Raw genomic sequence first — 25,926 nt, forward strand, 5'->3', positions numbered from 1 at the left:
AAATTAAAAACAAGCTTTGATAGCAGCGCCGATATCGGATGGAGAGCTCACCATATGGACGCCGGCGGCCTCCAATGCGGCGATTTTGCCCTCTGCGGTGCCGGTGCCGCCGGTCACAATGGCGCCGGCATGACCCATGCGTTTGCCGGGAGGCGCGGTTTGGCCGGCAATGTAACCGACCACGGGTTTGGTGACGTTGGCCTTGATGAACTCTGCCGCTTGCTCTTCATCGCTGCCGCCGATTTCGCCGACCATGACGATGCCTTCGGTTTGCGTATCGTCTTGCAGGCGTTTAAGCACGTCGATGAAATTCATACCGTGGATAGGGTCGCCGCCGATGCCGACACAGGTGCTTTGGCCTAGGCCTTCCCGGGTGGTCTGATGCACGGCTTCGTAAGTTAAGGTGCCGGAGCGGGAGACGATGCCGATCTTACCGGGCATATGAATATGGCCTGGCATGATGCCTATCTTGCACTGGCCCGGCGTGATCACCCCTGGGCAGTTCGGGCCGACTAACAAGGAATTGCTGCCTTGCATGGCCGCTTTGACCCGCATCATCTGTAACACTGGTATACCTTCGGTGATGCAGACGATTAATTGGATGCCGGCGTCCACCGCTTCCAAGATGGCATCCGCAGCAAAAAACGGCGGAACGTAAATCATCGTCGCATTGGCGCCGGTGGCATTGACCGCTTGTTTTACCGTATCGAATACCGGTAAGTTCAAATGCGTTGAGCCGCCTCGTCCGGGCGTGACGCCGCCAACCATTTGCGTGCCGTAGGCCAAGGCTTGCTCGGAGTGGAACGTGCCCTGTTTGCCGGTGAAGCCCTGGCACAGAACTTTGGTGTTTTTATCGATCAAAATGCTCATTAGGCTGCGCCCTCCACCAGTTTCACCGCTTGTTCGGCGGCATCATTTAAATCTTCGGCTGCGAACAAGCCTAAGCCCGACTCATTTAACATTGCTCTACCTTTATCGGCATTGGTACCTTCCAGTCGCACCACCACCGGGACTTGCAAATTCATCTCGGCTACCGCCGCCAGAATACCGGACGCAATCACGTCGCACTGGACGATGCCGCCGAAAATGTTGACCAGTACGGCTTTGACCGTGCCGTCGGACAGTATCAGCTTGAAGGCTTCTTTGACTTTATCTTTGTTGGTACCGCCACCGACATCTAAAAAGTTGGCCGGCGCGCCGCCTTTCAATTTGACCATGTCCATGGTGGCCATCGCCAAGCCTGCGCCGTTGACCATGCAGCCTATGTTGCCGCCCAGGGTGATGTAATTCAGATCGAACTTTTTGGCTTCGGCTTCTTTGGCGTCTTCCTGCGAAGTGTCCCTCAACGCGGCAATATCGGGGTGTATAGCGACAGCGTTGTCGTCGAAATTGATTTTGGCATCCAATGCGATCAGCCGGCCATCTTCGGTTTCGATTAAAGGATTGATCTCGATCTGGCTGCAATCTTTTGCCAAAAACAGCTTGTACATGCCGGTCATGATGTCTTGTAACTGACTTTGCTGTTCTTTATTGAGCATTAAAGCCGCCGCGACTTGGCGGCATTGATAGGCTTGCAAACCCGCCGCCGGATGAACCGACACACGCACGATTCTGTCCGGCGTCTCCGCCGCAACGGTTTCGATATCCATTCCGCCGGCCGCGGATGCGATAAAGACGAGCTTTTCGCTATCTCGATCGATTAACAAGCTCAAATAAAATTCGTTCTTGATCGCGGAGGCTTCTTCGATCCAAACGCTATTAACCGGTAAACCTTTGCTGTCGGTCTGATGCGTTACCAACCAAGTACCGAGCATTGCGGCACTGTAATCGCTTACCTGGTCCGGATTGCCCGCGACTTTGACTCCTCCTGCTTTGCCGCGCGCGCCGGCGTGGATCTGCGCTTTGACGACCCAAGCCGTTCCGGGCAGCGTCTGAGCCGCAAGCTTGGCTTGTTCGGCAGTCTCGGCCATCGCGCCTTGCGGTACCGGAATCGCAAAATCACGAAACAGTTGTTTAGCCTGATATTCATGAATGTTCATTTATTAGCTCCGCTGTAATGGCGTTGTAATCGTTAAAATAGAGTTTGCTATTATCGTAGCTTTTTATTAATCAATTCCAAATCGCAGATAATGCCCAATCGACAAGCCGATACCATTTATCCTTGCCCGTTTTCTAAAGGCTACGGCATCCCAACCCGTCAAGCCTGGCTGCTATTAAAGATATTTTTTATTTACCGTTTCATAAGCGCCAGTTCGTTTGTGATGCTGTTTTATATGCGCTTTGCCCCTTCTTCTTTAGGCACGCACGATGCCCAATTGTATCAGTTCGCCAGCCTGGGGTATCTGATGATTTCTTTGTTAACCGGCTCTTTGATTTTTCGCCGTTTACTGACTTATTCAATATTGGCTCAACTCGTGATCTTTACCGATATCGTATTCATCACCGTGCTGATGCATGCAAGCGGTGGGGTCGGTAGCGGCGTCGGCGGTTTATTGGCCATTTCGATTGCGGCGGCGGGCATATTGATTGGCGGACGTTGTGCTTTGTTATTTGCCGCAATGGCGAGTTTGGCCGTATTGGCGGAAGAACTGTACGCCGTGCAAACGCATGTGTTCGATTCCGCTTCGTGGAATTATTCCGGTTTGTTGGGAATATCGTTCTTTGCGATCGCCCTGATATCGGTGATTTTGGCGGGGCGCGTCGAGCAATCGGCCGTTCTGGCCAGGCAGCACGCCCAGACCATTGTGCGGTTAGAAGAGCTGAACCGCTATATTATTCAGCACTTGCAATCAGGGATCATTATTGCCGATCGCAGGCAGTTTATTGTGCTCAATAACCAATCGGCTTTACGCTTGCTTGAATTGCGTGAATCGCCCTGCCATCTCAAGGATATATCGCCGCTGTTGCAGCATGCGTTTCAATTATGGCTCGACAATACCGAACAGGATTTCGCCATCATCGAGTTAAGCAACCGCGAAGAAGTTCAGGTTCGGTTTTCGTCGCTAACAGTCGATGACGAGCCCTTGTATTTATTGTTGTTTGAAGACGTCGCTCTGTACAATCAACGCTTACAACAAAGTAAACTGGCATCGCTAGGCCGACTCACGGCCAGCATAGCCCATGAAATACGCAATCCATTGAGCGCAATTAGCCATGCCGGGCAATTATTATCGGAAACGCCCGGATTGAAGCCCCAGGATCTGCGATTGACTGAAATCATTCAAAATCATTGCCGGAGAATGAATAATATCATTGAAGATATATTGCAATTATCGAGGCGCGATGCTTCGCGGAAGCAGAAGATCGCATTAAATGAATGGTTGCCGAATTATATTCAGGAACAAAATCTGCAGCATTCCGGACGGAATGTAGTCTTCGTCTTGGAAAGCAACAAACACGGCCTCAATGCATTGATTGATTCCGGACATCTCAAGCAAATTTTGGATAATCTTTGTTCCAACGCATATAAATACGGCAATCCGGAACAAGGCAACATCGTGGTCGAATTAGACCGGATCGGCGATCAGCCTTGCGTCCGTCTGATTGATAATGGCCCCGGAATCGATCAAGCAAATATTGAACGTTTGTTTGAACCGTTCTTTACGACTTCTCATCAAGGTACGGGTTTGGGGCTTTACATATCCAGAGAACTGGCCGAGCTCAACCAGGCCGAATTAAGCTATTCTAAATATCGTAATAAATCCTGTTTTACCTTAGCGATGACAGACGCCGACAAAGTGGTGATTGAAATATGACTAAGCCCGTCGCATTAGTGGTTGACGACGAACCTGATATCCGGGAATTGCTGGAAATTACCTTGGGACGGATGGATATCCAAGTGTGTAGTGCGGAAAGTCTCGGCGGTGCTCGACAGTTATTGCTCCACCAGCGCTTCGATTTGTGCTTAACCGATATGCGGCTTCCGGACGGAGATGGGCTGGAGTTGGTTGACTATATCCAAGAGAGCGGGTTGTTATTACCGGTGGCAGTGATTACCGCGCACGGCAGTATGGATATCGCGATCAAGGCCATGAAAAAAGGCGCTTTTGATTTTCTGACCAAGCCGGTCGATCTAGGCGCATTACGGCAATTGGTCAATAATGCCTTGCAAACATCTCCGAACAGACCAAAATCCAAAGACCGGCGAACTCGGGATATTTTGTTGGGTGAGTCGCAAGTGATGTGCGATATTCGGTCGAAAATTCAAAAGGTTGCCCGTAATCAAGCGCCTATCTATATTAGCGGGGAGTCGGGTTCGGGTAAGGAACTGGTTGCTAAGCTGATCCATCGGCAGAGCCCGCGTAGCGAAAAGCCTTTTATTGCGATTAACTGCGGTGCGATCCCGCCTGAATTGATGGAAAGCGAATTTTTCGGTCACAAAAAAGGCAGTTTTAGCGGTGCGATTGCCGATAAACAGGGCTTTTTCCAGGCGGCTGACGGTGGGACATTGTTTTTGGACGAAGTGGCCGACTTACCGCTGAGTTTGCAAGTCAAATTGCTCCGGGCCATACAGGAAAAGAAAATCCGACCGGTAGGGGAACAGCACGAAATACCCGTCGACGTTCGCTTATTGAGTGCCACGCATAAAGAATTAGCCAAAATGGTACAAGACGGGAGTTTTAGACAGGACTTATATTATCGTATTAATGTCATTGAACTTAATTTGCCGCCGTTAAGAGCTAGAGTCAGCGATATTCCGGAGATAGCTAGGCATTTGCTTGCACGCTTGGCCAAAGCTAACGGAATGCCTGTGCCGGATCTGACTGACGAGGCATTGAACGCACTGAAACAATACGCTTTTCCGGGAAACGTACGTGAACTGGAAAATATCCTAGAGCGGGCTTTAGCCTTGCACGAAGGACACGGCATCGATGTGTCGGATTTGAGTTTGCCGCTTACGAATGGCGGTCAGTCTGACTTAAGCGATCATTCCAAATTAGAAAACCTGTCTTTGGAACGTTATTTGGAAAGTGTGGAAAAAAAGGCAGTCACTTCTGCATTGGAGAAATACGGCTGGAACAAGGCCGCCACCGCCCAACACCTAGGCGTGACGATTCGTTCTTTATGTTACCGATTGAAAAAACTGGGGTTAGAGTAAGACGTACCCCAATTTTATTCGAGTTTCTTGATTCGATACGCCTTTTATTGATATTTTTCCATCGCTATTAATTGTTGCAAAGCATCGTTAATTTTCGCTTTTGCGTCGGTGTCGAGTTCGTTGTTTTTATAAACCTTATCTAATAGTCCTTCTTCTACTAAGGCTTCTTTTATCCAGCGCTTAGCAAACGCATAATTGTTGGGAATCTTTGCGACTTCACCCGTTTTGGGGTTTTTCAAACTGTCTGCTGTAGCGGCAGCGGATGCCGGGGACGATTTTTTAGGAGGCGTTTTTTTCGGTTTTGCTGCGGTGGTTTTAGCGGCAGGCTTTGCTTTAGCTGCTTCGGATTTTGCGACGGGTTTGGCTTTAACTGCTTCGGAAAGCACTTCGGATGGCGGCGCCGTTTTTTCGGCTACAGCTTCGGAGGTGAGGGGCGGTTTTTCGACTGGATCGACTGGCTGTTTGAGTTCGGGTTTGTCCGTTTTTTTGCTTACGACTTCATATAGAACATAGGCAACAAATACGGTCGTTGCGATAAAAAGTAGTTCTGCCATTACCTTTCCCCTTCTTAGTTTTAGTTATTAAGTTAAATAAAACCTATCGATGCTCAGTCACATCGAGTTTGACTATACCAGAGCTCGTTAAACCGGTAAACCGCCGGTCAAACATAAATGCAGTTTGGCGATTAATTCGGAACATAATTAGCGGCATTATTTCGAAATTTCGTTTTTATAAAAATTATCGTTGTCCTCTGGGGTTTTCTTAGAGTTAAGTAAAATCGCTAACGATACTTGATGGCCGTCCAACAAATTACGATCGGGTTTGCCGAATGCGTATCCTTGACCCAGGTTGACGCCGATTTCTTTGAGTTTTAGCGCAATAGACGGTGTTTCAACAAACTCGGCAATTGTCCGTTTGCCCAATTTGCCGGCAATTTCGACCATAGATTTGACCAAAATTTGATCGGTTTCATTTTTATCTAAGTTTCTGACGAATTGCCCATCGATTTTCACATAATCGACCGGAAATGTTTTTAGATAATTGAATGAACAAAAACCGGCACCAAAATCGTCCAAGGCGAATTTACAACCGAGTTGACGGATTTTGTTAATCATATCGCGCGTCCATTCAAAATTGTCGACAGCAGCGGTTTCAGTAATTTCAAACGTTAGACGGCTGGCGTCTACCCAAGTTAATTCCAATTTATCTCGAATGACCTGTAATAAGTCGGGATATTGAAACGCGGCCCCCGATAAATTGATCGCTAAGGAGATGCGGGACAAATAAGATGGTAGTGCGGCCAGAAAATCAATTGCGTTTTCGACAACCCATAAATCGACGGCATGGATTAATCCCATGCGCTCGGCAACCGGAATAAATTGGTCGGGGGAGATAACCTCTCCATTTTCACCCCGCATTCTCAGCAGCACTTCATAGTGAGAAATGTCGCCGTTATTGAGTTGTACGACCGGTTGAAACACTAAAAACAAATCGTTTTCGCGTAAAGCCTTGCGGATAATAGGGACCCAGTAAATATCGCGACGCCGTTCTTTAATTACAATATCTTCTTGGTTGTAAAGTCTGATTTTGTCGCGCCCGTTTACTTTGGCAAAATTACAGGCTTGGCGGCTGTGCAAAATCATTTCGCCGGGATGTTGAAGAGGCGTCGAGTTATCCAGCGTCGTGATGCCGATTGAGACGCTAGCGCTATAAGTGTTTTCGCCGGTGAAAAAACGGAAATTTTCGACCGTAGTCTTGATGGTTTCGGCAATGATTTGGGCTTGTTTCTTGGTTTTGTTTTCCAAAAACAAGCAAAACTCGTCGGCACCGATGCGGGCGAATAGACTGCTCGGCGGTACCAGTTTCCGAATCAGAATGGTTAATTCCACCAGTAGTCGGTCACCGACATCGAAACCTTCTAATTCATTAATCAAGCTGAAACGGTCGACATCGATGAACAGTAAAGCCCCTTCTTTTTTCAATTTGCTGCTCAGATTCATAATTAGCCGCAATTGTTTTTCGAAACTGTTGCGATTAAATAGACCGGTGAGTTCGTCGTGAGCGACCAAGAATTTTAATTTGGCTTCGATGACACTTTTCGATGCTAATTCGTTGATCAGTTGTTCTTCTTGTTGATGACGTAAGAAACGTTCCTGTTTTAACCGCATTAGGAAATTAATCGACAACAACAAGGTTTGAGGGTCGATAGGCGAGCTAATTTGATAAGTTAGCGCATAACCCGGTTCTGTTTGTATCGGTGTGTTATTGTTCGGCTCGCGAATAATCACGAAAGGGATGACCGAACCGTCCGGCGCACAGCACAAACTTTGAATCATTTCGGCCAATTGGCATTGCGGCAAATTTTCATTTAAAACGATTAAACCGATTCTTTCGGGTTGATCGTGAAAAGGTCGAAGAATTTCGTAGATAGTGTCGCCGTTCGCGGCATGACGAATATCCGAAAACCCATTTTCTTGCAACTTAGCGATGATCTGTTCTGCCGAATGTTTATCGTGTTCGGCAACAATGATGATTTTTTCGTTGATGGGTGCGCAAACCGTCATGTACTAATTAACTGTTATGATTTATAACGATAGAAAAACAATCTATAAAAACAAATGTAATCAAAAGCTTACATCGATCTTGTAATTCTGGTAAAACCGGTTAGTCTTAATTCTAGCTGTCACCCCAGACAATAAACGTAAAACCAGTATAGGTGCAAATTTTAAATTTGTAATTTTTAGATGATAACTTCCGTATCCGCATTGTCCGTGACCGATTTATTGCGAGGTGACATTCAGCTCGCGTCACCGCCTACAGTCTATTTGGAGTTGAATAAGGTCGTGGATGATCCGACTAAAACGGTTCATGATGCGGCTTTGGTGATCGAAAGTGACGCAGCCTTGGCGGCGAGATTGCTGAAGATCGTCAATAGCGCATTTTACGGTTTTTCGTCCAAAGTCGATTCGATCGCCAGAGCGGTTACGATGATAGGTCACCGGGAATTGCAAAACTTGGTCTTGGCCACCATCATAATCGAGCGATTTTCTGACTTACCCGGCCAGTCATTTTCGATCCACGATTTTTGGGCGAAGAATCTCCGCTGTGCATTAATCGCCAAAGAATTGGATGTGCAACTCGGAAAAAAATATAGCGATGCGGCCTTTTTGTGCGGCCTGCTGCATAACATCGGTCAGCTGGTATTGTATCGGCGTATTCCGGTCCTGGCCAGGGAGGTGGATTTATTGATGCAATCGCAAATCTCCGAAGGTGTCGGAGAAGCCGATATCGAACAGCAAGTCATCGGTTTTGATCATTTTCAGGTGGGGGCCGAATTGTGTAAGCTTTGGAAGCTTCCGGAAGTCGTGATTGAATCGATATTATTGCATCGTTACCCTGATGATACCGGACCGTTTGCTTATATCGGCAATGTCGTACGCACAGCTAATTATTTCAGCAAAATGGATGTAACCGCCGATGCGATCTTTGCGAGCGAATTTTTACTTCCTCCCGAACAAATCAGTTTGATTCTCGACAAGGCTTATGATGAATTTGAAGTCATATTTAATTTGTTTTATCCGGCCAAGTAAATTAAGGCGACTGAGTTTGGGTGATTGCTTGTATGTCGTCTCTTGCTGACAAAACTGGATATTTATAGCACTGTTTTGCCTAGTAATTAGAATAATTCATAACACGGTCTCGCCATAGCTCTCGAACGTAGCTGTGTCTGTCGCGATTAAGCGACATTTGGTTGCTTAATCGACGCTTGTCATAATGCTGTCATATTGACCCCATACAATCCGCCGCAATTGCGCAGTTGCGGTTCATTTTCCCCAATTTTAAATTAAATTGGTTTATTTCATGTACTTCAACTGTTGCAAATGACTCAATCTACAACCTTTGGAGACTTGACCATGAAATTCACTAAGCTGAGTCTGGCGATGGCATCAGTTATGGGTGCCGGCCTGGCATCAGAAGCGATGGCGCTGGATTTGTATGTCGATACTAAAACCCAGCAAATTTATGCAGAGCCCGGTAGAGGCCGCGTCCTGTTGGGCGAGTTTCAACGCGTGGGCGAACCGGGTGCGGCAGGCGGTGATGCGGCTTTGAAAGCCGAAGTCGAGCAAATCAAGCAAGACATGGCGTTGAAAGACAACGAGCTGAAAGCGCTGGACGAGCATATGAAAGAGGCCGAAAAGGTCAAAATCAAGATGGGTAGTAAAGGCGTTGAATTTGAATCGGAAGATAAAGAATTCAAATTCAGAATCGGCGGCCGTATCCATGCCGACGCGAACTATAGCACAGGCGATAGCAATTTGGTGGAAAGAGGCACTACCGATAAAGTCGAAGCCACCGACGGTACCGAAATCCGCCGGGCCCGGATGGAGATGGTCGGTACCTTCTGGAAAGACTGGGAGTTCAAAAGCCAATTTGATTTCGCCGATAACAAGGTCGGGGTCAAAGACTTGTTTGTTTCCTACCAGGGTATAAAGGATTGGGACATCACCGTCGGTCAACAAAAACAAGCCTTCAGCCGCGAATTGCAGGAAAGTTCGAACGATTTGGTCTGGATGGAGCGTTCATTGATGGATGCCTTGAACGCACCGGTTGTCGATCGTGCCATCGGTGTTAACGTCGGTACCTTCCGTAAAGACTGGACCGGGCAACTCGGCTTTTACGGCGATACGATTGCTGCCAATGGGGAACAAGGGGTTGAAGGCTGGGGTGTCAACTCGCGCTGGACTTTTGCGCCGATCAATGAAAAGACCAAGGTGGTGCATCTGGGTATCGCCGGTAACTACCGGGAACCGGGTGACTCCGGCAAAGTCAATGATAAAAGCGTGAAATTCGAAGCGGAAACCGATCATATGTCGAACTTGTATCTGGTCAATACCGGTACGCTTGCCGACGTGAATAACATCACTTCGCTTGGCTTGGAAGCAAACGGGGTTTACGGTCCGTTCTACGGCGGCGGCGAGTTCACCCAAATGTGGCTGAGCATGCAAAATGGTGAACCTGATCTCGACTTCAATGGCTGGTATGCCGAAGCGGCTTACACCATTACCGGCGAATCCCGTAAATACAAAAAAGGTAAGTTTTACAAGGTGTCGCCGAAGAACAGATTTAGTTTGAAAAACGGCGGTTGGGGGGCTTGGGAAGTAGCCAGCCGTATTTCCGGAGTGGACTTGAACAGCGCCAACGTTCAGGGTGGCGAAGAGACGCTGCTGACTCTCGCGCTAAACTGGTACTTGAACGACAATATTCGGTTCATGGCTGACTATAACTACGCTTTCAGTTTCGAGAACCCTGCGGTTACCACGACCTCCGGCGGCAATCCTGACGTGAGTACCTTCAGCTTCCGTACTCAGTTGGCATTCTAAAATCTCTGATCATTTCGCGGACATTAGCCGTGCCGGGTTATCCCGGCGCGGCTTTTTTCGTATGGGGCGTTTTGCGCTATGATTTGTCGTTTTATTGATTTTCGGAATATGAATTTGAAAAAGATCGCTCCCTTATTCGGAATGTGTTTGTTATCGGCGTGCGCCCATGGCCCGATCGAAGAATCGGTGGGTAGCGCGGATTGGAAGTTGATACCCGACTGCATGTACTTTTCCGGAATGGATAAAGGGACCGAAATTGTCAGCGTGCAGCAATCCTCATTGCGGGCGGTTCTGAGTAATTTCAATGCCGGTTCGGCGGATATTTTGGATCTGAGTCAAGCGGGTAAAATCTCGCGTCTTCAGCGCTTTTCGCTAGGGTTGAACAAAGGCGAAGAATTGACCTCGGTGGCTTTTCATCCAACGCTCGATGTTTTTGCCGCCGTTATCGACGCCGGCGAGGAGCGCGGACGATTGGAAATTCGTTCGGCCGGCAATGGGAATCTGCTGGATCATGTGGAAGTTGGTTACGGTCCTGATTCAGTCGTTTTTTCCAACGATGGCAGCCTTTTATTGGTGGCGAACGAAGGCGAAGAGTTTTCGTTCGACCGGCAAACAGGCGAATTTTTTTCCGCCGAAGGCAGCATCTCGATTGTTCATTTGGATAACAAAGGCCATATCAAAGCCAATGCCAACATCGAAATGGCCGATGTATCGCATCGGGAAGGTTTTATCGTCGCGGCTAAAGGCCATTTTCTGGAGCGGGCAATCGATTGGGACGGCGACGGTAAAATCAGCAAGAAAATCGACTTCGACCGCAACGGTAAGATCGACAACAAGCATGTCAAGCTCGGCCGATTCGAAGGCCACGATGTGTACGGCAATGAATTTAAAGGCGAAGCCAAGATTCTGATTCCGCTGGTCGCCGATGCCAAAACCTTGCTGGAGCCGGAGTATATTGCCTTATCGCCCGATGCCAAGCGCGCCTATGTGACCTTGCAGGAAACCGATGAAGTGGCCGAGGTTGATATCGAAAACGCTAAGGTACTGGGCTATTTCGATTTGGGCATAGCCGAGCATGAAGCCGACCGGCGATCCGACGGCTGGGTGGAATTCGTTCATTCCGTGACGGCCTTGCGCGAACCCGATGGGATTGCGTTGACGCCGGACGGCCGTTATTTTGTGACCGCCGACGAGGGCGATACCGATATCGACGATCAAAGCGGAGAGGAGCCGGTACAAAGCGGCGGTCGATCGGTCAGCGTGTTTGATGCGGCGACCGGCGATTTTGTGGCCGATACCGGTAATCAACTCGACGAAATAACTTTTGTGCACGGTGTTTATCCCGACCGGCGCAGCAATAAAAAAGGTGCGGAACCGGAAGGTATCATATCGTTTGAAATGGAAGGCCAGCCTTGGGCGGTTGTCGGCATGGAACGGGCCGATGCCTTGGTGTTAATTTCTTTGGCGAATCCGAAACAACCCAAAGTCGTAGCCTTAGGCAAAATTCCCGGCGACGAAGCGCGCTCACCGGAAGGCCTTGCTCATTTCGAACGCGACGGCGAGCATTATGTGTTGTCGGCCAACGAAATGAACGGTACGTTGGCTTGTTTTAAGGTGACGCAGGATCAGATCGAGCTGGAACATTGATTTTTTAAATAATGGCGCATATGGCTGTTGGCGAGCAGTTTAAAACTGCAAAAAAGTATCGTAATGGGCACGGCATAAGCGACTGCGACGCCGGTTGCGCCATAATGCCGGCTTAACAGTATGCTTGAAATCAGCATGCAAGCGGTTGTTATTCCGGTTAAGGTGACAACGAGTCGGGCGTGGCCCATGAACTGCAAATAATAAGGTGAATCGGAAAACAGCGTATTGCACGAAGCGCCCAGGGCGCAAATACAAAGGGTGAGATAGCCGTCGCTAAAACCGGGGCCGAATAGATCCAATATGTCAAGGCCGAAAGCGAATATGACGCCGATATAGAGCGTAATAAAGCCGGATATGGTTTGCATCCGTTTAAACAGTAGGCTCTTTGTTCCCTTGGCGTCGCCTCTTTCCACCAATACCATTAACATCGGCAAATAATAGCGATTGGTAGAGGTACTGACCAAAGCAATCACTGCGTTGGTTTGCATGACGATCGCGAACAGGCCCACCTGGAAACCGGAAGGGTGCATGGCGTGCAAGATAATAGGGCCGGCGCTGTTCATGAGGGTCATCATCAGGCTGTTGATCAGTAACGGTAAAGAGCGGCCGATCCATTTAAGTCTGTCTTGAGAGTTCGGAACCGATCGTCTTAGCGCCTTCGGGCTGGCCCGATAGGCGGCGATGCCGAGCAATCCGAGGGTTAGAAACCACGCAAAGCCAAGGCAGACAACGCTTGAGCTGGCGGACAATTCGAAGCTGGTATGTTGCAGGCTTATGACCGAAGCGATATACGACGCGGGTAAAAAAACGCGATACAAGGCCATGGCCAGGATTTGAGAGCCGAATACAGTCACGATTTCGACCAGAAACAGGCTAAGCGCAATGACCGGGAGAAAGGCCGCGTAAATTACGATGGCGATATGAAAATCGGCGTGTTTCCAGGCCAAAATAGATTCCAGCGTAACAGTCATCGTGATCAATAGGGCGAAACTGGTCAAAACGATAGTTTTGAGCGAAAAGCGCAGGAAATTACGTAAGCGTCCCCATTTTTCCCGTTCAATATTCAGCGCGACAAAGCGCAAGGCGTATTTTTCCAATCCCAGGGTGGCTAGACTGGACAATAGCGTGACGACGGAAATGGCAACGCTGTAATCGGCAAAGCCATCGGTGTTGAGGTGGTGGGCTAAGTAAATATTGGCCCAATACATCAGCCCGAAGTTGCATAGACTTAGGCCGAACAGCGTTAATGAACTGAAATTATTTGGATCGACCGAGAAGTTGGGATTCAATGTTCGGTTATATAAACAGTCGTTTGATTTTCGCGGGGGACGCTGGCCCGTCTCCCCGCCCGGACCGGTTATTTTACGCAGTTTGTGATGCGGAATTGTTACAACGATGTCATCTAGCCCGGTTTATCCCAGAAAAATCATTTCATCCACGAAACACACAAAAATCACGAAAAATTTGACATGGTGACGACATCCAACGACAGCACCCAAAAAGTAAACGCATGCACTCAATAAGTGATTGAATTATTTAGTGTATTTCGTGATTTTCGTGAAATGCTGCCGTTTTTGGGTTTATTCAGAACTTACATTTCAAGTGATATTTCTGTACCCGGTAACGCAGGGTTTCGCGGGTTGTGCCCAGCATGCGGGCCGCGGCTGTGACGTTGGAGTCGCAACGGTTTAGCGCCTCTTGAATGATGAACTTTTCCATTTCGTGCAGGCTCAGGCTGCCGTCCAATGGAATAAACACGCCTTCCTGATTGGCGATTGGTGCGTTGGCAAGCTGGTTGATTTGACTGCTTTGCAATTGTAGCCATTCGGTCGGCAGATTTTGGTCCGGAGCCAGTAACACGCAGCGTTCCAGCACATTACGCAGTTCGCGGATGTTCCCCGGCCAATCATAAGCTTTGATGAGTTGCCAGGCCTGTTCCGGGATGACGCTGACCGATTTGGCAGATTTGCGGTTACAGTCGGCGATGAACTGCGGCACCAATTGTTCCAAATCCTGTTTGCGTTCGCGTAAGGCCGGCACGCGGACGTTGATGACGTTTAAGCGATGGTAGAGGTCGCGCCTGAACAAACCCTCGCTGACCTTTTGGACCAAGTCCAGATTGGTTGCCGCGATGATTTGGACGTCTACGTTGATTTCGGTTTCGCTGCCCAGTCGGCGGATGCGTAAATCCTCCACCGCTTTTAACAGTTTGCTTTGCAATTCCAGATCCATTTCGCCGATTTCGTCCAGAAACAAAGTGCCGGTATGCGCTTGTTCGAATAGGCCGCGGTGGCGTTTTTTGGCGCCGGTAAACGAGCCGGCTTCGTAGCCGAACAATTCCGCTTCCAACAATTCGCGCGGCAGCGCAGCGCAGTTGATTTCCACCAGCGGAGCCTGAGAGCGTATGCCGGAATAATGCAAAATGCGGGCGATCATGCCCTTGCCGGTTCCGGTTTCTCCGCTGATGATCAGACTGGAAAACGGTACTTTGACGATCTGTTTCAACATGGCCCGTAACGAAGTCATGGCCGGGCTACCGCCTATCAAGCTTTCGATGGCATATTGATTATGTTGAGAGGCCGCTTGATGTTGCAAGCGCCTCTGTGCGCGGGCGCTCCGGGCCGCGCCTTCCACCAGAAGGTTCAATCTGTCCAGCGAACAGGGTTTTTCGATGAAGTCATAAGCGCCTAGGCGGACAGCGCGCACCGAATCGGCCACGCTGCCGTAGCCGGTCAAAAGCACCCATTCGCTGCTGTCGATTTCGGGTTGAAGTTTTTCGAGTAAATCCAGTGCGTTGCCGTCCGGCAGATTCATATCGGACAACACGACCAACGGATCGAAACTTTGTTCGCGCAAATAAGTTTCGGCTTCTTGTAGAGAATGCGCGATGTTTACTTCCCAGTCGGCTTTTTTAAAAAAACGGGCCAGCTCGGCGCCGAGCATGGCTTCATCTTCAATGATCAGCAAGGTGTTTGTCATCATGGGTGTACCTCTCTTTTCGCTGCTTCGACTCGTTTAAGCGGTAACGCTAACGAAACGCGTGCGTGGCCGGCCGGCGAGTTTTCCAGTTTCAGCGTTCCGTGTTGGTCACGAGTAAAACGCTGTACCATGACCAGCCCTAAACCGCTGCCTTTTTCCTTGAGGCTAACGAAAGGTCTTATGCCTTGTTGCAACAACTGCCGATTAAAGCCGCCTCCACTATCGGAGACGCTGATTAATAGTTGTTTATCGGCTTGGGCGATACTGATTTTAACTTCTCCGGGTTTGTTACCGATTGCCTGTACCGCGTTTTGCAGCAAATTGAGCAGTACTTGCCTGAATTCGGTTTCCGGTAATACCACTTCCAAGTGCGAAGGGCATTTAAGATCGAAATGAATCGTGTCGGCGATCTGGTAGCACAGCAGGGTTACCAGTTCGCGGGCGACGACGCTGACGTCGAAGGGTTGTGCCGCTTCGCTTTGTTGACGCGCCGTGCCTAGCAAGTCGTTTAAGTGAGTGGTTAATCGATTGGCTTCTTTGTGCAGCAGGCCGAGACGTTCGCGCAATTCGGGATCATTGGTTTCGCTTTGCATGTTTTCCAATGCCAGCTGGATGATGGTCAGCGGGTTGCGCAATTCGTGCGCCGTGCTGGCCGCCATTTCGGTCAAGGCCGCCAAGCGTTCGGCCCTGGCCAGTCTTTGACTCTGTTCCAATAGTTTTTGGCTGGTCTTGCGAACCTGACTCTCCAGTCGGCTGGTGTAGGTCTTATGCGCTTCCTCCAGTTCGATAAGATGAGCCACTAAGTCGTTATAGCGTTGGAATAGGTCGTTGATAATCGGATCGGAACTGTCGCGGTCTATCGGCTTTTTGACGCCGTCGGTTAAACCCGACAGCAGGTCGCGCAGTGCGTCCAATGGTTCCAGTACATTATTGCGAAAAAAGTAATGACCGATCCAAAACAACAGCAGAGGTAAAATGACGGCCAGTTGCAATTCCAATCGGCTATCGTCTTCGATGCCTATCAGTAATTTTTCCTCTTCGGCCGTTTGTTGATCCAATACGTCTTGAATCAGGTTCACCGTATCGATAAGGGCTGCGGAATCGCCATTGATCGCCTGGTCGAATTTATCCTGCAAGATGTGTAAATCGACCGGAACGGTAAAGTCACTACGGTTGTGGCCTTGTAGCAGATCCATTAGCTGGGCTTCCAGTTCATCGACTTGCTCGGACGTAACCGACGGATCGTTTTTATGCCGCGCCAATTGAGATTGTATTTGTAACAATTCGAAAATAGTTCCCTGCAAGCGGTGGCCTTTGCCAATGTCGTTTTGGATGGTATGTATGCGCTGTTTGTTGAGCCAGGACAAACGACCTAAAGCCAGTAACTCGCCGACGACCAAGACGCTCATGATCAGCGTGACAAAAATGATCGGTCTAAGCAAAAGTTGACGCATAAATCGCTATCCTGACGTTATGGAAAGAACGGTGGCGGAAACCGAGAAGCGTTTAGCCCGCCACTCTGCGGCGTGCGGCCAAATGATGGTCCGAGAAGCTGCGGTGATTGTCCAAGCCTACAATATCGCAATACCCGCCGGCGTGTGTGTATTCTTCTTTAAAATGGTGAATAAACTCCATGACGGTATGGTCGATCAAATCGGCGTCGCTCAAGTCGAAGAATACTTGTTTTTGTTCAGGGAAGTCTGCCATCAAGCTTTTTAAACCGACGAAGTTGGAAAATACCGCAGCCCCGCTGACGCTGATGTGGTAGGTGTCGGGAGCGGTCTGATTGATGTGGTATGCGATCGAAAATATATTGCCGAATTTCAGGCCGCGTATCAAATGAATGATCAACTCGGCCATGATTCCGATCGCGACGCCGACTAACAGGTCGGTAGCCAGAACGCCGATGATGGTGATTACAAACACCGCGAAATTATCGACGCCGACCTCCAATGTTTTGGCAAACTCTTTCGGCGATGCCAGACGAAAACCGGTGAAAACCAATAGGGCGGCTAAGGAGGTCATCGGAATTTCATGTATCAATTTCGGGAATAAAGCGACGAAGACCAGTAGGCAGATACCATGAAAAAAGTTGGCCCAACCGGTTTTAGCCCCGTTATTGACATTAGCCGAACTACGTACGATTTCCGCGATCATCGGTAAGCCGCCGATCATGCCGGAAATGATGTTGCCGGCGCCGACCGCCGCCAAGTCGCGGTTTAAGTCCGAATCGCGTTTGTAGGGGTCGAGCTTGTCGACTGCGGCGGCACTCAACAAGCTTTCCAAACTTCCGACCAGACAAATGGTCAGCACCGCAAACCAGAATTCGCCGGTTGCGATCTTGCCGAAGTCCGGAAAATAAAAGCCGGCCATAAAGTTTTCCGGTACCGAAACCAAAAATGCGGGGCCGATGCTGAATTCGTGGTGCGGCAAGAACTCGGTTTCCGGTAAAAACAGATATTTGTGTTCGTGGTCCAAATCGAAGAATTGGCCCAGCGCCAAGCCGAGCAATACCACTAGGATAGGTGCGGGGATCATTTTTAGGGTTTTGTTTTTAAGCAAAGTCCACGCGATCAAAAGCCCCAAACCCAGCAAACCGATCGCGGATACTTCCGGGTTCATCGTGATGATCGAGTGCGGGATTTCGCCGATAGCGCCGAACAGCGACTTGGCCTCCGGCTTCACACCCAACAAGGTATGTATTTGCTTGACCATGATAATAATGCCGATCGCCGCAAGCATGCCATGCACTACCGAGCTGGGGAAAAAAGCGCTTAACTTACCCGCCTTAAACACGCCCAATAACACTTGAAACACACTGGCAACCACGATGGCGGCCAAAGTGTAGCGATAGCCGGCCATCGCATCGCCTTGTCCAAGCGATTGCACCGCATCCAAGACGACTACGATCAAGCCGGCCGCCGGGCCGTTAATCGTCACGTTTGATCCGCTGATACGGGATACCAGCAAACCGCCAACGATAGCGCTAATGATGCCCGCCATCGGCGGGAAGCCGGAAGCCATCGCGATTCCAAGGCATAACGGCAGTGCGATCAGAAAAACCAGAAAACCGGACAACAAATCGCTACGCCAGTTTTCCGCTAAACCGGCAATGCCGGTTTTGGGTAGGAGAAGATGAGCTGAATTTGACATGGTTGATCTCAGTAGGAATGAAAACTACCTCACAGCGAGAACCGTGCCAGTCTGAAGATTGGGCGAAATCGACTTAAAACCGCCGGCTTGGCTTGGTGGTTCTTATTGATGGACACGGTCGCGCGGCTATTTAAACCAAAAGATTTGGTTTAAATAAACCATTTTATCTTTTTTTACATGGGTCAGAATTTTCGAGTAGGTCTAATCGAACTTTTCAAAAACCACTTCCGATAATTTTCCGGATCATCGGGCGGCAAGTTCGTCGTTTTGGTCGGCGGTGGCTAAAGCAACCGTTTTTTAAAACCGATGTCGGTGGATTTAAGCCGGTCGAAGATAAAAAATAGGTTTGCAGCCGGTTCCGGACCCCTTGCGGGCGGGCAAAATCGTAATTGGCACAGGCTATGCTCTCCTAGTCGTTAACTGTTTACGCGACCAGCGAGGTTTGACCAGCTTATGTCCCATTTTCGTCCTGATAACGTTTCAATAGCGCATTTTGATTTGAGCGCCGCTATTGATCATATCGGCCATTGGTTACCCAGCCAGGGTCCGCTGAAGGATTTCATTCATCACAACACACTGCATGCGGTGCAGCATATGCCGTTTCACGAGGGCGTAGCGGTCGCCGCCAAGGTCTTCGGCGCCAAGAGTTATTTGCCACTGGCCGATTACCAGCAACGCTATCGGCAAGGCCGGATCAGGCCGGAAGCGATCGAATGGGCTATCGACCAGCTGAGCCTATCGAGTGATGAATGCCAAGCTTTGCGCGACAGCTTGTTTGTCGAAGATCATCACGGACACTTGCCGCCGCTGTCCTTGGCCAACGACGGCATACGCAACGCTTGGACCAATTATTTGGAAGTCGACTTGAATGCATCCGTGCATCCGGTGATGTTCCGTCTGCTGTCCAATTTTTTGGATCAAGGCATCAGCCGTTGGGCGCTGCCAAAAGACGGCGAGACTTTTTGGGACTGTGTGCGGCGTTTAACGCTGAACAGTCTGATTCCGCTGTATCCGTTTCATGAAATCTCGGTACGCGGCTTACTGGATGGCGGTGAGGAACAGGCGATTATGTTTTGCTTGGAAAAAATCGTCGGCGATCAGTCTTTGTATACCCAGTATTTGTTGGAGGTTTTGCTCGGTCATCCCGGTTGGTCCGGCATGGTGAGGGTCATAGAAACCAATCCGCAGGCTTTGCTGGTGCCGCGTGATATCAGTCTGAAACAGATGTTGGCAGTGGAGTTGATTTGCGAGCTGGCTTTTGTTCACAAAAAGAAAGGCGACCGTTTTTTGAAGATCGCCCAATTGCCTGAATTGACCAACGTGCCTTTGTTCAACGAGCGGCATCTGAAGCCGGAAATACCGTTGAAACTAAGGGTTTGGCATGAGGCGATGGAGTGGTCGCTGCATGGCGAATTATTAGTAGCCATGCGCGATCAACCGTTGGAACAAACCCCGGCAACGGCGCCAACGGTACAGGCGGTTTTCTGTATCGACGATAGAGAATGCTCGCTGCGGCGTTACTTGGAGGAGGTGCATCCAAGTATAGAAACGTTTGGCGCGCCGGGGTTTTTCGGTATCGATTTTCTGTATCAAGGCTTGGAGGACGGCTATCCGGTGGCGCAATGTCCGGCGGTGATCAAGCCGAGGCATTTGGTGATGGAGTCGGTCAAAGGGCGCAGGCCGGAACCCAAAGATCCGAGGCAAGATATCAGCAAAATGCACTTTTCGGCGCATTCTTTGGGGCGCGGCTGGATTTATACCCAAACCCTCGGTTTGGCTTACGCCGTGCGTCTGGCTTTGGATGTGTTCAGGCCGGTGACAAAGCTGCCGAGGATCCGGCGCTTAAGCGAACTGGAGGTGCATAGCCACTTGCATTTGATGCGTGAAACCGACGCCCCAAATGAAGACGGTTATTTGCTGGGGTTTTCGCTGGCCGAAATGGCCGATAAAGTGGGTGGTCAATTAGGTAACATCGGTTTGACCACACATTTTGCGCCGTTGGTGGTCGCGGTGGCGCATGGTTCCAGCAGCGTGAATAACCCGCATTTCGCCGCTTATGATTGCGGCGCTTGTGCGGGCAAGCCGGGCGCGCCCAACGCCCGCGCCTTTGCTTGGATGGCCAATCATCCCGAAGTGCGGAGACTACTGCGCCAACGCGGTATAGACATTCCCGATTCGACGCATTTCGTCGCCGCGATGCATAACACCAGCCGGGACGAAGTCAGTTATTTCGATCAGCAAACGCTGGACAAAACCGCTCATAAAGCCTTGCAGGAGTTTCAACACAGCATGAACACAGCCTTGCGGCGCAACGCACGCGAGCGCTGCCGGTGGTTCGAGCTGGGACCGAACGCGCCGGACAACGCAACCAGCCATCGCCACGTAAAGGAGCGGGCTTCGTCGATTTTCGAACCGCGGCCGGAATACAACCACTCCAATAATCTTTATGCCGTGGTGGGCCGTCGCGCGCTGACTCGGCACTTATTCATGGACCGGCGGGCCTTTTTGCAGTCTTACGATCCGACCACGGACAACGACGGTGAAATTCTGGCTAAAATTCTGTCGGCGGTGATCCCGGTTTGCGGCGGTATTAACTTGGAATATTTGTTTTCGCGTATCGACAACTCGGTCTATGGCGCGGGCACCAAGTTGCCGCACAACGTCATCGGTTTGCTGGGTGTCGCCAACGGTGTCGAAGGCGATTTGCGTACCGGCCTGCCTTCGCAGATGATCGAGGTCCACGAGCCGGCACGTCTGTTGTTGGTTGTGGAGCAACGCTGCGACATCATTGATTTAGCCATTGCCAAGTTGGGCGAGCTGAAAGAATGGCTGGAAAATGAATGGGTGATTTTGGTCGCCTGCCAACCGCCTAGCCGAGATATGAAACTTTACCGTAGCGGCATTTGGCAAGGTGTCGATTTCCCGAAGGACGTCAAAGCGCCGGTCGCCGACCGTTCGGAAAAAATCATCGTCGGTCAAACGAAAACGATACCTGTGCATCAGTTTACCGGGAGGGTTGCGTGAATTTCTTGTTACTAGCGAGCGTGTTGTCACCTTTATTGGGTTTTTTATCGATCTTTTTCAGCGACGGTGACGAGCATAAGGTGGCTCGAATTTGCCTGTGGACCACCCGTTTGATGGCGGTCAGCGTGATCGGTCTATTGACGTCTTGGGCGGCGGGCGGGTTTAAAAACTACGAGTATCTGTGGTTCGTGCTGTACCGGCAAGGCGATTATCAATTTCCTGTCCTGTTTTATCTGGACCGGGTCGGCGCGGCGTATTTGTTCTGCGTCTGGGCGATATTTTCCATCATCATCAAATATTGCCGGGTGTATATGCACCGCGATGCCGGTTACAAACGCTTTTTTCAGACGATTTTCGGTTTCGCGTTCGGTTTGAATGTCATCGTATTGTCCGGCAGTATCGATATGCTGTTTGCCGGATGGGAAGTCGTCGGGATTTCCTCGTTCTTATTGATTGCGTTTTATCGGCACCGCTGGCAACCGGTGCGGAATGCCTTACGCGCTTATACGATTTATCGCTTTTGCGATGTCGGTTTGTTGATGGGCGCTTGGCTCAGTCATTTGCTGTTTCACGAGAGTCAGCATTTTAGTCAAATGAGTCGTTTGTTCGATCATCCGGCGGACGATCCGGCCGGTTTTGCGGCGCTGTCGCTGTTGTCATGGCTGATCATTCTGGCCGCATCGGGCAAATCGGCCCAGTTTCCGTTTTGCTTTTGGCTGCCGCGGGCAATGGAAGGGCCGACGCCGTCCAGCGCGATTTTCTACGGCGCGCTATCGATACATCTCGGCGTATTTTTGTTGCTTAGAACCATGCCGATTTGGACCTATCATTATCTGCCGCGCTTGACGGTTTTGGGCATCGGCGTCTTAACGGTGTTTATTGCCACCTTATCCGAGAAAACCCAGTCCAATATCAAAGGGCAGATCGCTTATGCGTCGATAGCCCAAGTGGGGCTGATGTTTGTCGAGCTGGCACTGGGATTGGAAACTTTGGTTTTGTTACATTTCACCGGTAATGCTTTCTTACGCTGCTATCAGTTGTTGGTGTCTCCATCGATCGTTGCGCATTTATTGCGTGTGGAAGGCGCAGTCAATAGCGACTTTTATATTAGCGATACGCAAAAATTGGAATACTTGCCGTTATCGATTCGCGCCGCGTTGCCCGAGGTTCTGCAAAACACGCTTTATGTATTTGCCTTGCAGGAAGGCCAGTTGGAGTTACTGGTGCGTAAGATATTGTGGGAACCGTTGAAGAATCTGGGCGCTGCTATGAATCGGCTTAGTGTTTGGGTCAAGGGTCCGGCTATTTTTGCGTTATTGGGCTGTGTCGTGATTGGTGCCAGTCACGCCGGTAGTGTGGCCGGTATTTATTTGTCGATGCCGGTTTCGCTCTTGATGGTGTTAGTGTCGGCTGGCGCCTTTAGCCAAAAGCACAGTCCGTTCAAGGTCTGGAACCATGTGGCCATGAGCACTTTTCTGGCGGCATTGGCTGTCTGGCTGATGGTGCCGGATGCTTTGTTGGATATCGTTTTGTTTCTGAGCGGCATCGTGCCGGCGTGGTTGTTGGGATTAGCGGTGATGGCGCGTTTACTAAAAGACGACGATTTCGCGCATACCTCGTTTCGTTTTCGGGCCTTTGCCGAAATTCGGCCCGGCTTATCGATGTTGCTGTTCCTGAGCTTTTTAGGCGTGGTCGGCTTCCCTATCACGCCGGCATTTTTGGGCGAGGATTTGTTGTTGTCGCATGCGAGTAGCCAGCATCCTTGGTTTGCGGTGCCGATTACGTTCACCTTTGTCGTGAATGGCATTGCCGCGGCGCGGGTGTTTATGCGCTTGTCTATGGGCCGTCCGGTGGAGGTACGGGAGTATCGCGTGTCGCATTGATATGACCCAAGGCAGGCTGAACTGTTAAACTAAGCCTATTTTCCAATGGTTTTTAGAAATGGCAGTTCAACAATCCTCGTTGGCAATTTACGGCTGGTTATCGATTGCCGCTGCTTTGGCGACCATTGCGCTAAAAAGCTATGCTTATTGGTTGACCGGTTCGGTCGGTCTGTTGTCTGACGCGCTTGAGTCCTTGATCAATCTGGTGGCCGCGGTCATCGTGTTGATTTCGCTTAGCATTGCTTCGCGGCCGCCCGACGCCAACCATGCCTATGGCCACGATAAAATCGAGTATTTTTCCAGCGGCGCCGAAGGCATCATGATTTTGCTGGCTGCGGCCAGTATCGCTTACGCGGCTTGGGAGCGCTTGTGGCACCCGGAACCCTTGCAGCGGCTGGATGTGGGCATCGCCATTTCGGTATTCGCATCGCTGATCAACTTACTCGTTGCCCGTATTTTGATCGGTGTCGGCCGTAGCCGGAAATCGATAACATTGGAAGCCGACGGCAAACATTTGATGACCGATGTCTGGACCACGATAGGCATTCTAATCGGGATCGGAATCATTGCTGTCGCTAATCATTTCGAGGCGACTTTGAATCTAGCTCGGCAATTAGGTATGGATGGTTGGGAAATTCTCGACCCTATTATCGCTATTCTGGTTGCCTTGCATATACTCTGGGCCGGAATGGAACTGATTCAACGCACCGTGGCGGGTTTGATGGACGCAGCCTTGCCGGATGACGAGCTGGCGGAAATCATTGAGGTGTTGGAGGAGTTTGCCGCGGCGGAGCATATCGCCTATCACGCCTTACGCACCCGTTACGCCGGCGCGCGCCGTTTTATGTCGGTGCATTTGCTGGTGCCGGGGCATTGGAGCGTGCAGCGAGGGCACGATTACGTGGAGCTGATCGAGCAAGCCATCACCGCCCGTTTCGATAGCATCGATATCGATACCCATTTAGAGCCGATCGAAGATTTGGCTTCCTGGGAGCATTAAGGATATCGTCCAAAATAACTTCCCGATATGGCAGTAGTCACCGGGGACGCATCGAGGAATCGGCAGTAAGGACGCTGTCGTCAAGCCCTCATGGGAGGGTTCACGGCGTTCCTCATTCGGTATGCCCCCAGGGTTCGCACCGGCAAAACGGGAAGTTGTTTTTGGCCAAATCCTAAGCGTTTTGCGGCTCAGGCCGTTTCGATTAGACGTAACGGCAATTCGCTAACGATTTTTTCTACGATTTTGAAGGCGCGCATTTCCAATATGCCTTTGGTGTTCAACGAAATAATCAAATGCACCGCATCCGGGTAACTGGCTTGTTCAATGTCCGTAGCGGATGGCTCAGCCGGTGCATCAGGATGGGAATGATAGATCGCGAACAGACTTTCATTTTTTTCTCGCATGTCCCTCATCGCGGCTATTTGTTGGCTGGGATTTAATAAGAAGCGCATTTTTGGATTTTCGGCTTGGTTGCCGACCGGATAACAGCTGGCCGGAATGCCGTCGGCACCGGCGCCGATCAAGCCGCAAATTTCGGCTTCCGGCGATATTTGCGCCAAATGCAGCAGCCGGTTGGTTAATTTGCGCGGTAAGCATATTTCATCTGTATTCATGTTGGGTTCCATAATCCTGAGGTGACGCGTGGATTGCCGGCCAAGTCGCTATAAGTCCTGACCTGCTTATAGTCTAACCGTTTGAATATTTCTCGAACTTCGGCTGGCTGATTGTAGCCGTGTTCAAGCAATAAATGACCGCCGGCGTTCAAATGTAGAAGGGCTTGTTCGGCGATCAGGCGTATGTCTCTTAGGCCTTTTTCATCGCTGACTAAGGCGGTTTTGGGTTCAAAGCGCACGTCGCCTTGCAATAAGTGCGGATCGTCGCTGGCGATATAGGGTGGGTTGCTGATGACCAGATCGAATTCTTTTTCGGTAATGCTATCGAACCAATGCGAGGCTAAGAATCGCACATTTTCGACCTTCAATCGCGCGGCGTTTTCACGCGCGAGATTGAGTGCCGTCAGGCTAATGTCGGTTGCGAGAACCTGGGCAAGCGGCCTCTCGGCGGCCAATGTGACGGCCAAAATGCCCGAACCGGTGCCGAGATCGACGATTTTGCACGGCTGATCCGCAGGCAATAAATCCAGCGATAATTCGATCAAGCGTTCGGTGTCCGGTCTGGGAATCAGTACGTCAGCGCCAACCCGGAATTCACGCGACCAGAATTCCCGCACGCCGGTCAAATAGGCCACCGGAACGCCTTGCCGGCGCTTTAATATCAGATCGTTGAAGCAGGCGATTTGCGCCTTGGCGGGGCGGTGTTCGGGCCAGGCCCTGAGAAAGGAGCGGTTTTTATTCAGGCAAAGACACAATAGAACTTCGGCGTCCAATTGAGGAGATTCGGATCCTGTTGCCAGTTGCTTCGCCGCATCGGCAAGTAGCGCTTGAACCGATTGCCGGAGCGGATCGGTTTCCGCACCAAGGTCCGGGCGGATCAACTTGCCGCTGCCAGTATCAGGCATTGCCCAACTGGGTCAGCAGTTCGGCCTGATGTTCATGAATCAGGGGTTGTATGACGTGCTCCAATCCGCCTTCCATGATCTCTTCCAGTTTATATAGGGTTAGATTGATGCGGTGATCGGTCAAGCGGCCTTGTGGATAATTGTAAGTGCGGATACGCTCGGAGCGATCGCCGCTGCCGACTTGCAGCTTACGGCTCGCCGACTGTTCGGCTTGCTGTTTTTCCTGTTCGGCGGCCAAAAGA

General features: G+C 50.3%; 18 protein-coding genes and 1 pseudogene. 8 read left to right on the forward strand and 11 right to left on the reverse strand.

All coding sequences use genetic code 11. The features are described from left to right. Positions 1-3 precede the first annotated feature (3 nt). A complete protein-coding gene (gene sucD, locus ACW73I_RS18250) occupies positions 4-870 on the reverse strand; it encodes a succinate--CoA ligase subunit alpha (protein WP_458030867.1) in 867 nt (288 codons plus the stop codon). Continuing rightward, positions 870-2,039 (reverse strand): ADP-forming succinate--CoA ligase subunit beta, encoded by a 1,170-nt coding sequence (sucC, locus tag ACW73I_RS18255; protein ID WP_458030868.1) that lies wholly within the window; start codon positions 2,037-2,039, stop codon positions 870-872. Before sucC ends, sucD begins: the two co-directional genes overlap by 1 nt. 90 nt (positions 2,040-2,129) lie before the next feature. Here sucC and ACW73I_RS18260 point away from each other — a divergent pair, with 90 nt between their 5' ends. Next, a complete protein-coding gene (locus ACW73I_RS18260; protein ID WP_458030869.1) occupies positions 2,130-3,755 on the forward strand; it encodes a sensor histidine kinase in 1,626 nt (541 codons plus the stop codon). Next, positions 3,752-5,098: a sigma-54-dependent transcriptional regulator gene (locus ACW73I_RS18265; RefSeq protein WP_458030870.1), complete on the forward strand. Its 1,347-nt coding sequence runs from the start codon at positions 3,752-3,754 to the stop codon at positions 5,096-5,098. The genes ACW73I_RS18260 and ACW73I_RS18265 overlap by 4 nt, the downstream gene beginning before the upstream one ends. Before the next feature lie 44 nt (positions 5,099-5,142). Here the strand turns inward: ACW73I_RS18265 and ACW73I_RS18270 are convergent, their stop codons facing one another. Both ACW73I_RS18270 and ACW73I_RS18275 read right to left on the reverse strand, forming a co-directional pair. Next, positions 5,143-5,484: a hypothetical protein gene (locus tag ACW73I_RS18270; protein WP_458030871.1), complete on the reverse strand. Its 342-nt coding sequence runs from the start codon at positions 5,482-5,484 to the stop codon at positions 5,143-5,145. 324 nt (positions 5,485-5,808) lie between these two features. Beyond that, a complete protein-coding gene (locus tag ACW73I_RS18275) occupies positions 5,809-7,662 on the reverse strand; it encodes an EAL domain-containing protein (protein WP_458030872.1) in 1,854 nt (617 codons plus the stop codon). Between the two features lie 180 nt (positions 7,663-7,842). On the opposite strand from ACW73I_RS18275, the gene ACW73I_RS18280 reads away from it, so the two are divergent. From ACW73I_RS18280 to ACW73I_RS18290, 3 genes are all read left to right on the forward strand, one after another. Further along, complete coding sequence (locus ACW73I_RS18280; protein WP_458030873.1) at positions 7,843-8,688, forward strand: HDOD domain-containing protein; 846 nt, start codon at positions 7,843-7,845, stop codon at positions 8,686-8,688. A gap of 324 nt (positions 8,689-9,012) precedes the next feature. Further along, entirely contained in the window at positions 9,013-10,479 is a 1,467-nt protein-coding gene (locus ACW73I_RS18285) for an OprO/OprP family phosphate-selective porin (RefSeq protein ID WP_458030874.1), read from the forward strand. A 108-nt stretch (positions 10,480-10,587) separates the two neighbouring features. Then, the gene (locus tag ACW73I_RS18290; protein ID WP_458030875.1) at positions 10,588-12,126 is read left to right on the forward strand and encodes a choice-of-anchor I domain-containing protein; all 1,539 of its coding nucleotides are present in this window, start codon (positions 10,588-10,590) and stop codon (positions 12,124-12,126) included. Here the strand turns inward: ACW73I_RS18290 and ACW73I_RS18295 are convergent. The 4 genes from ACW73I_RS18295 to ACW73I_RS18310 all read right to left on the reverse strand — a co-directional run bounded on the left by ACW73I_RS18295 (position 12,105) and on the right by ACW73I_RS18310 (position 18,258). Beyond that, the gene (locus ACW73I_RS18295) at positions 12,105-13,334 is read right to left on the reverse strand and encodes a lipopolysaccharide biosynthesis protein (RefSeq protein ID WP_458030876.1); all 1,230 of its coding nucleotides are present in this window, start codon (positions 13,332-13,334) and stop codon (positions 12,105-12,107) included. The genes ACW73I_RS18290 and ACW73I_RS18295 overlap by 22 nt on opposite strands. 376 nt (positions 13,335-13,710) lie before the next feature. Next, a complete protein-coding gene (locus tag ACW73I_RS18300) occupies positions 13,711-15,105 on the reverse strand; it encodes a sigma-54-dependent transcriptional regulator (RefSeq protein WP_458030884.1) in 1,395 nt (464 codons plus the stop codon). Next, positions 15,105-16,559, reverse strand: coding sequence for a sensor histidine kinase (locus ACW73I_RS18305; protein WP_458030877.1), 1,455 nt, complete (start codon positions 16,557-16,559; stop codon positions 15,105-15,107). The genes ACW73I_RS18300 and ACW73I_RS18305 overlap by 1 nt, the downstream gene beginning before the upstream one ends. A gap of 52 nt (positions 16,560-16,611) precedes the next feature. Next, positions 16,612-18,258 (reverse strand): SulP family inorganic anion transporter, encoded by a 1,647-nt coding sequence (locus tag ACW73I_RS18310; RefSeq protein ID WP_458030878.1) that lies wholly within the window; start codon positions 18,256-18,258, stop codon positions 16,612-16,614. Between the two features lie 498 nt (positions 18,259-18,756). Here ACW73I_RS18310 and ACW73I_RS18315 point away from each other — a divergent pair, with 498 nt between their 5' ends. From ACW73I_RS18315 to ACW73I_RS18325, 3 genes are read left to right on the forward strand one after another with little or no spacing between them, the layout of a single operon-like run. Then, positions 18,757-21,282 carry a YbcC family protein gene (locus ACW73I_RS18315; RefSeq protein WP_458030879.1) on the forward strand — a complete coding sequence of 842 codons (2,526 nt, stop codon included), beginning with the start codon at positions 18,757-18,759 and terminating at the stop codon, positions 21,280-21,282. Continuing rightward, a complete protein-coding gene (locus ACW73I_RS18320) occupies positions 21,279-23,165 on the forward strand; it encodes a proton-conducting transporter transmembrane domain-containing protein (RefSeq protein ID WP_458030880.1) in 1,887 nt (628 codons plus the stop codon). The genes ACW73I_RS18315 and ACW73I_RS18320 overlap by 4 nt, the downstream gene beginning before the upstream one ends. A gap of 58 nt (positions 23,166-23,223) precedes the next feature. Next, the gene (locus tag ACW73I_RS18325) at positions 23,224-24,165 is read left to right on the forward strand and encodes a cation diffusion facilitator family transporter (RefSeq protein WP_458030881.1); all 942 of its coding nucleotides are present in this window, start codon (positions 23,224-23,226) and stop codon (positions 24,163-24,165) included. 188 nt (positions 24,166-24,353) lie between these two features. Here ACW73I_RS18325 and ACW73I_RS18330 read toward each other — a convergent pair whose 3' ends face one another. The 3 genes and pseudogenes from ACW73I_RS18330 to prfA all read right to left on the reverse strand — a co-directional run. Further along, the gene (locus ACW73I_RS18330; protein WP_458030882.1) at positions 24,354-24,779 is read right to left on the reverse strand and encodes a Mov34/MPN/PAD-1 family protein; all 426 of its coding nucleotides are present in this window, start codon (positions 24,777-24,779) and stop codon (positions 24,354-24,356) included. Continuing rightward, complete coding sequence (prmC, locus tag ACW73I_RS18335; RefSeq protein ID WP_458030883.1) at positions 24,776-25,684, reverse strand: peptide chain release factor N(5)-glutamine methyltransferase; 909 nt, start codon at positions 25,682-25,684, stop codon at positions 24,776-24,778. Before prmC ends, ACW73I_RS18330 begins: the two co-directional genes overlap by 4 nt. Beyond that, positions 25,677-25,926, reverse strand: a pseudogene (prfA, locus tag ACW73I_RS18340) (peptide chain release factor 1); the annotation flags it as partial. The gene prmC and the pseudogene prfA, both read right to left, overlap by 8 nt.

Source organism: Methylomonas sp. MgM2, from assembly GCF_054172045.1.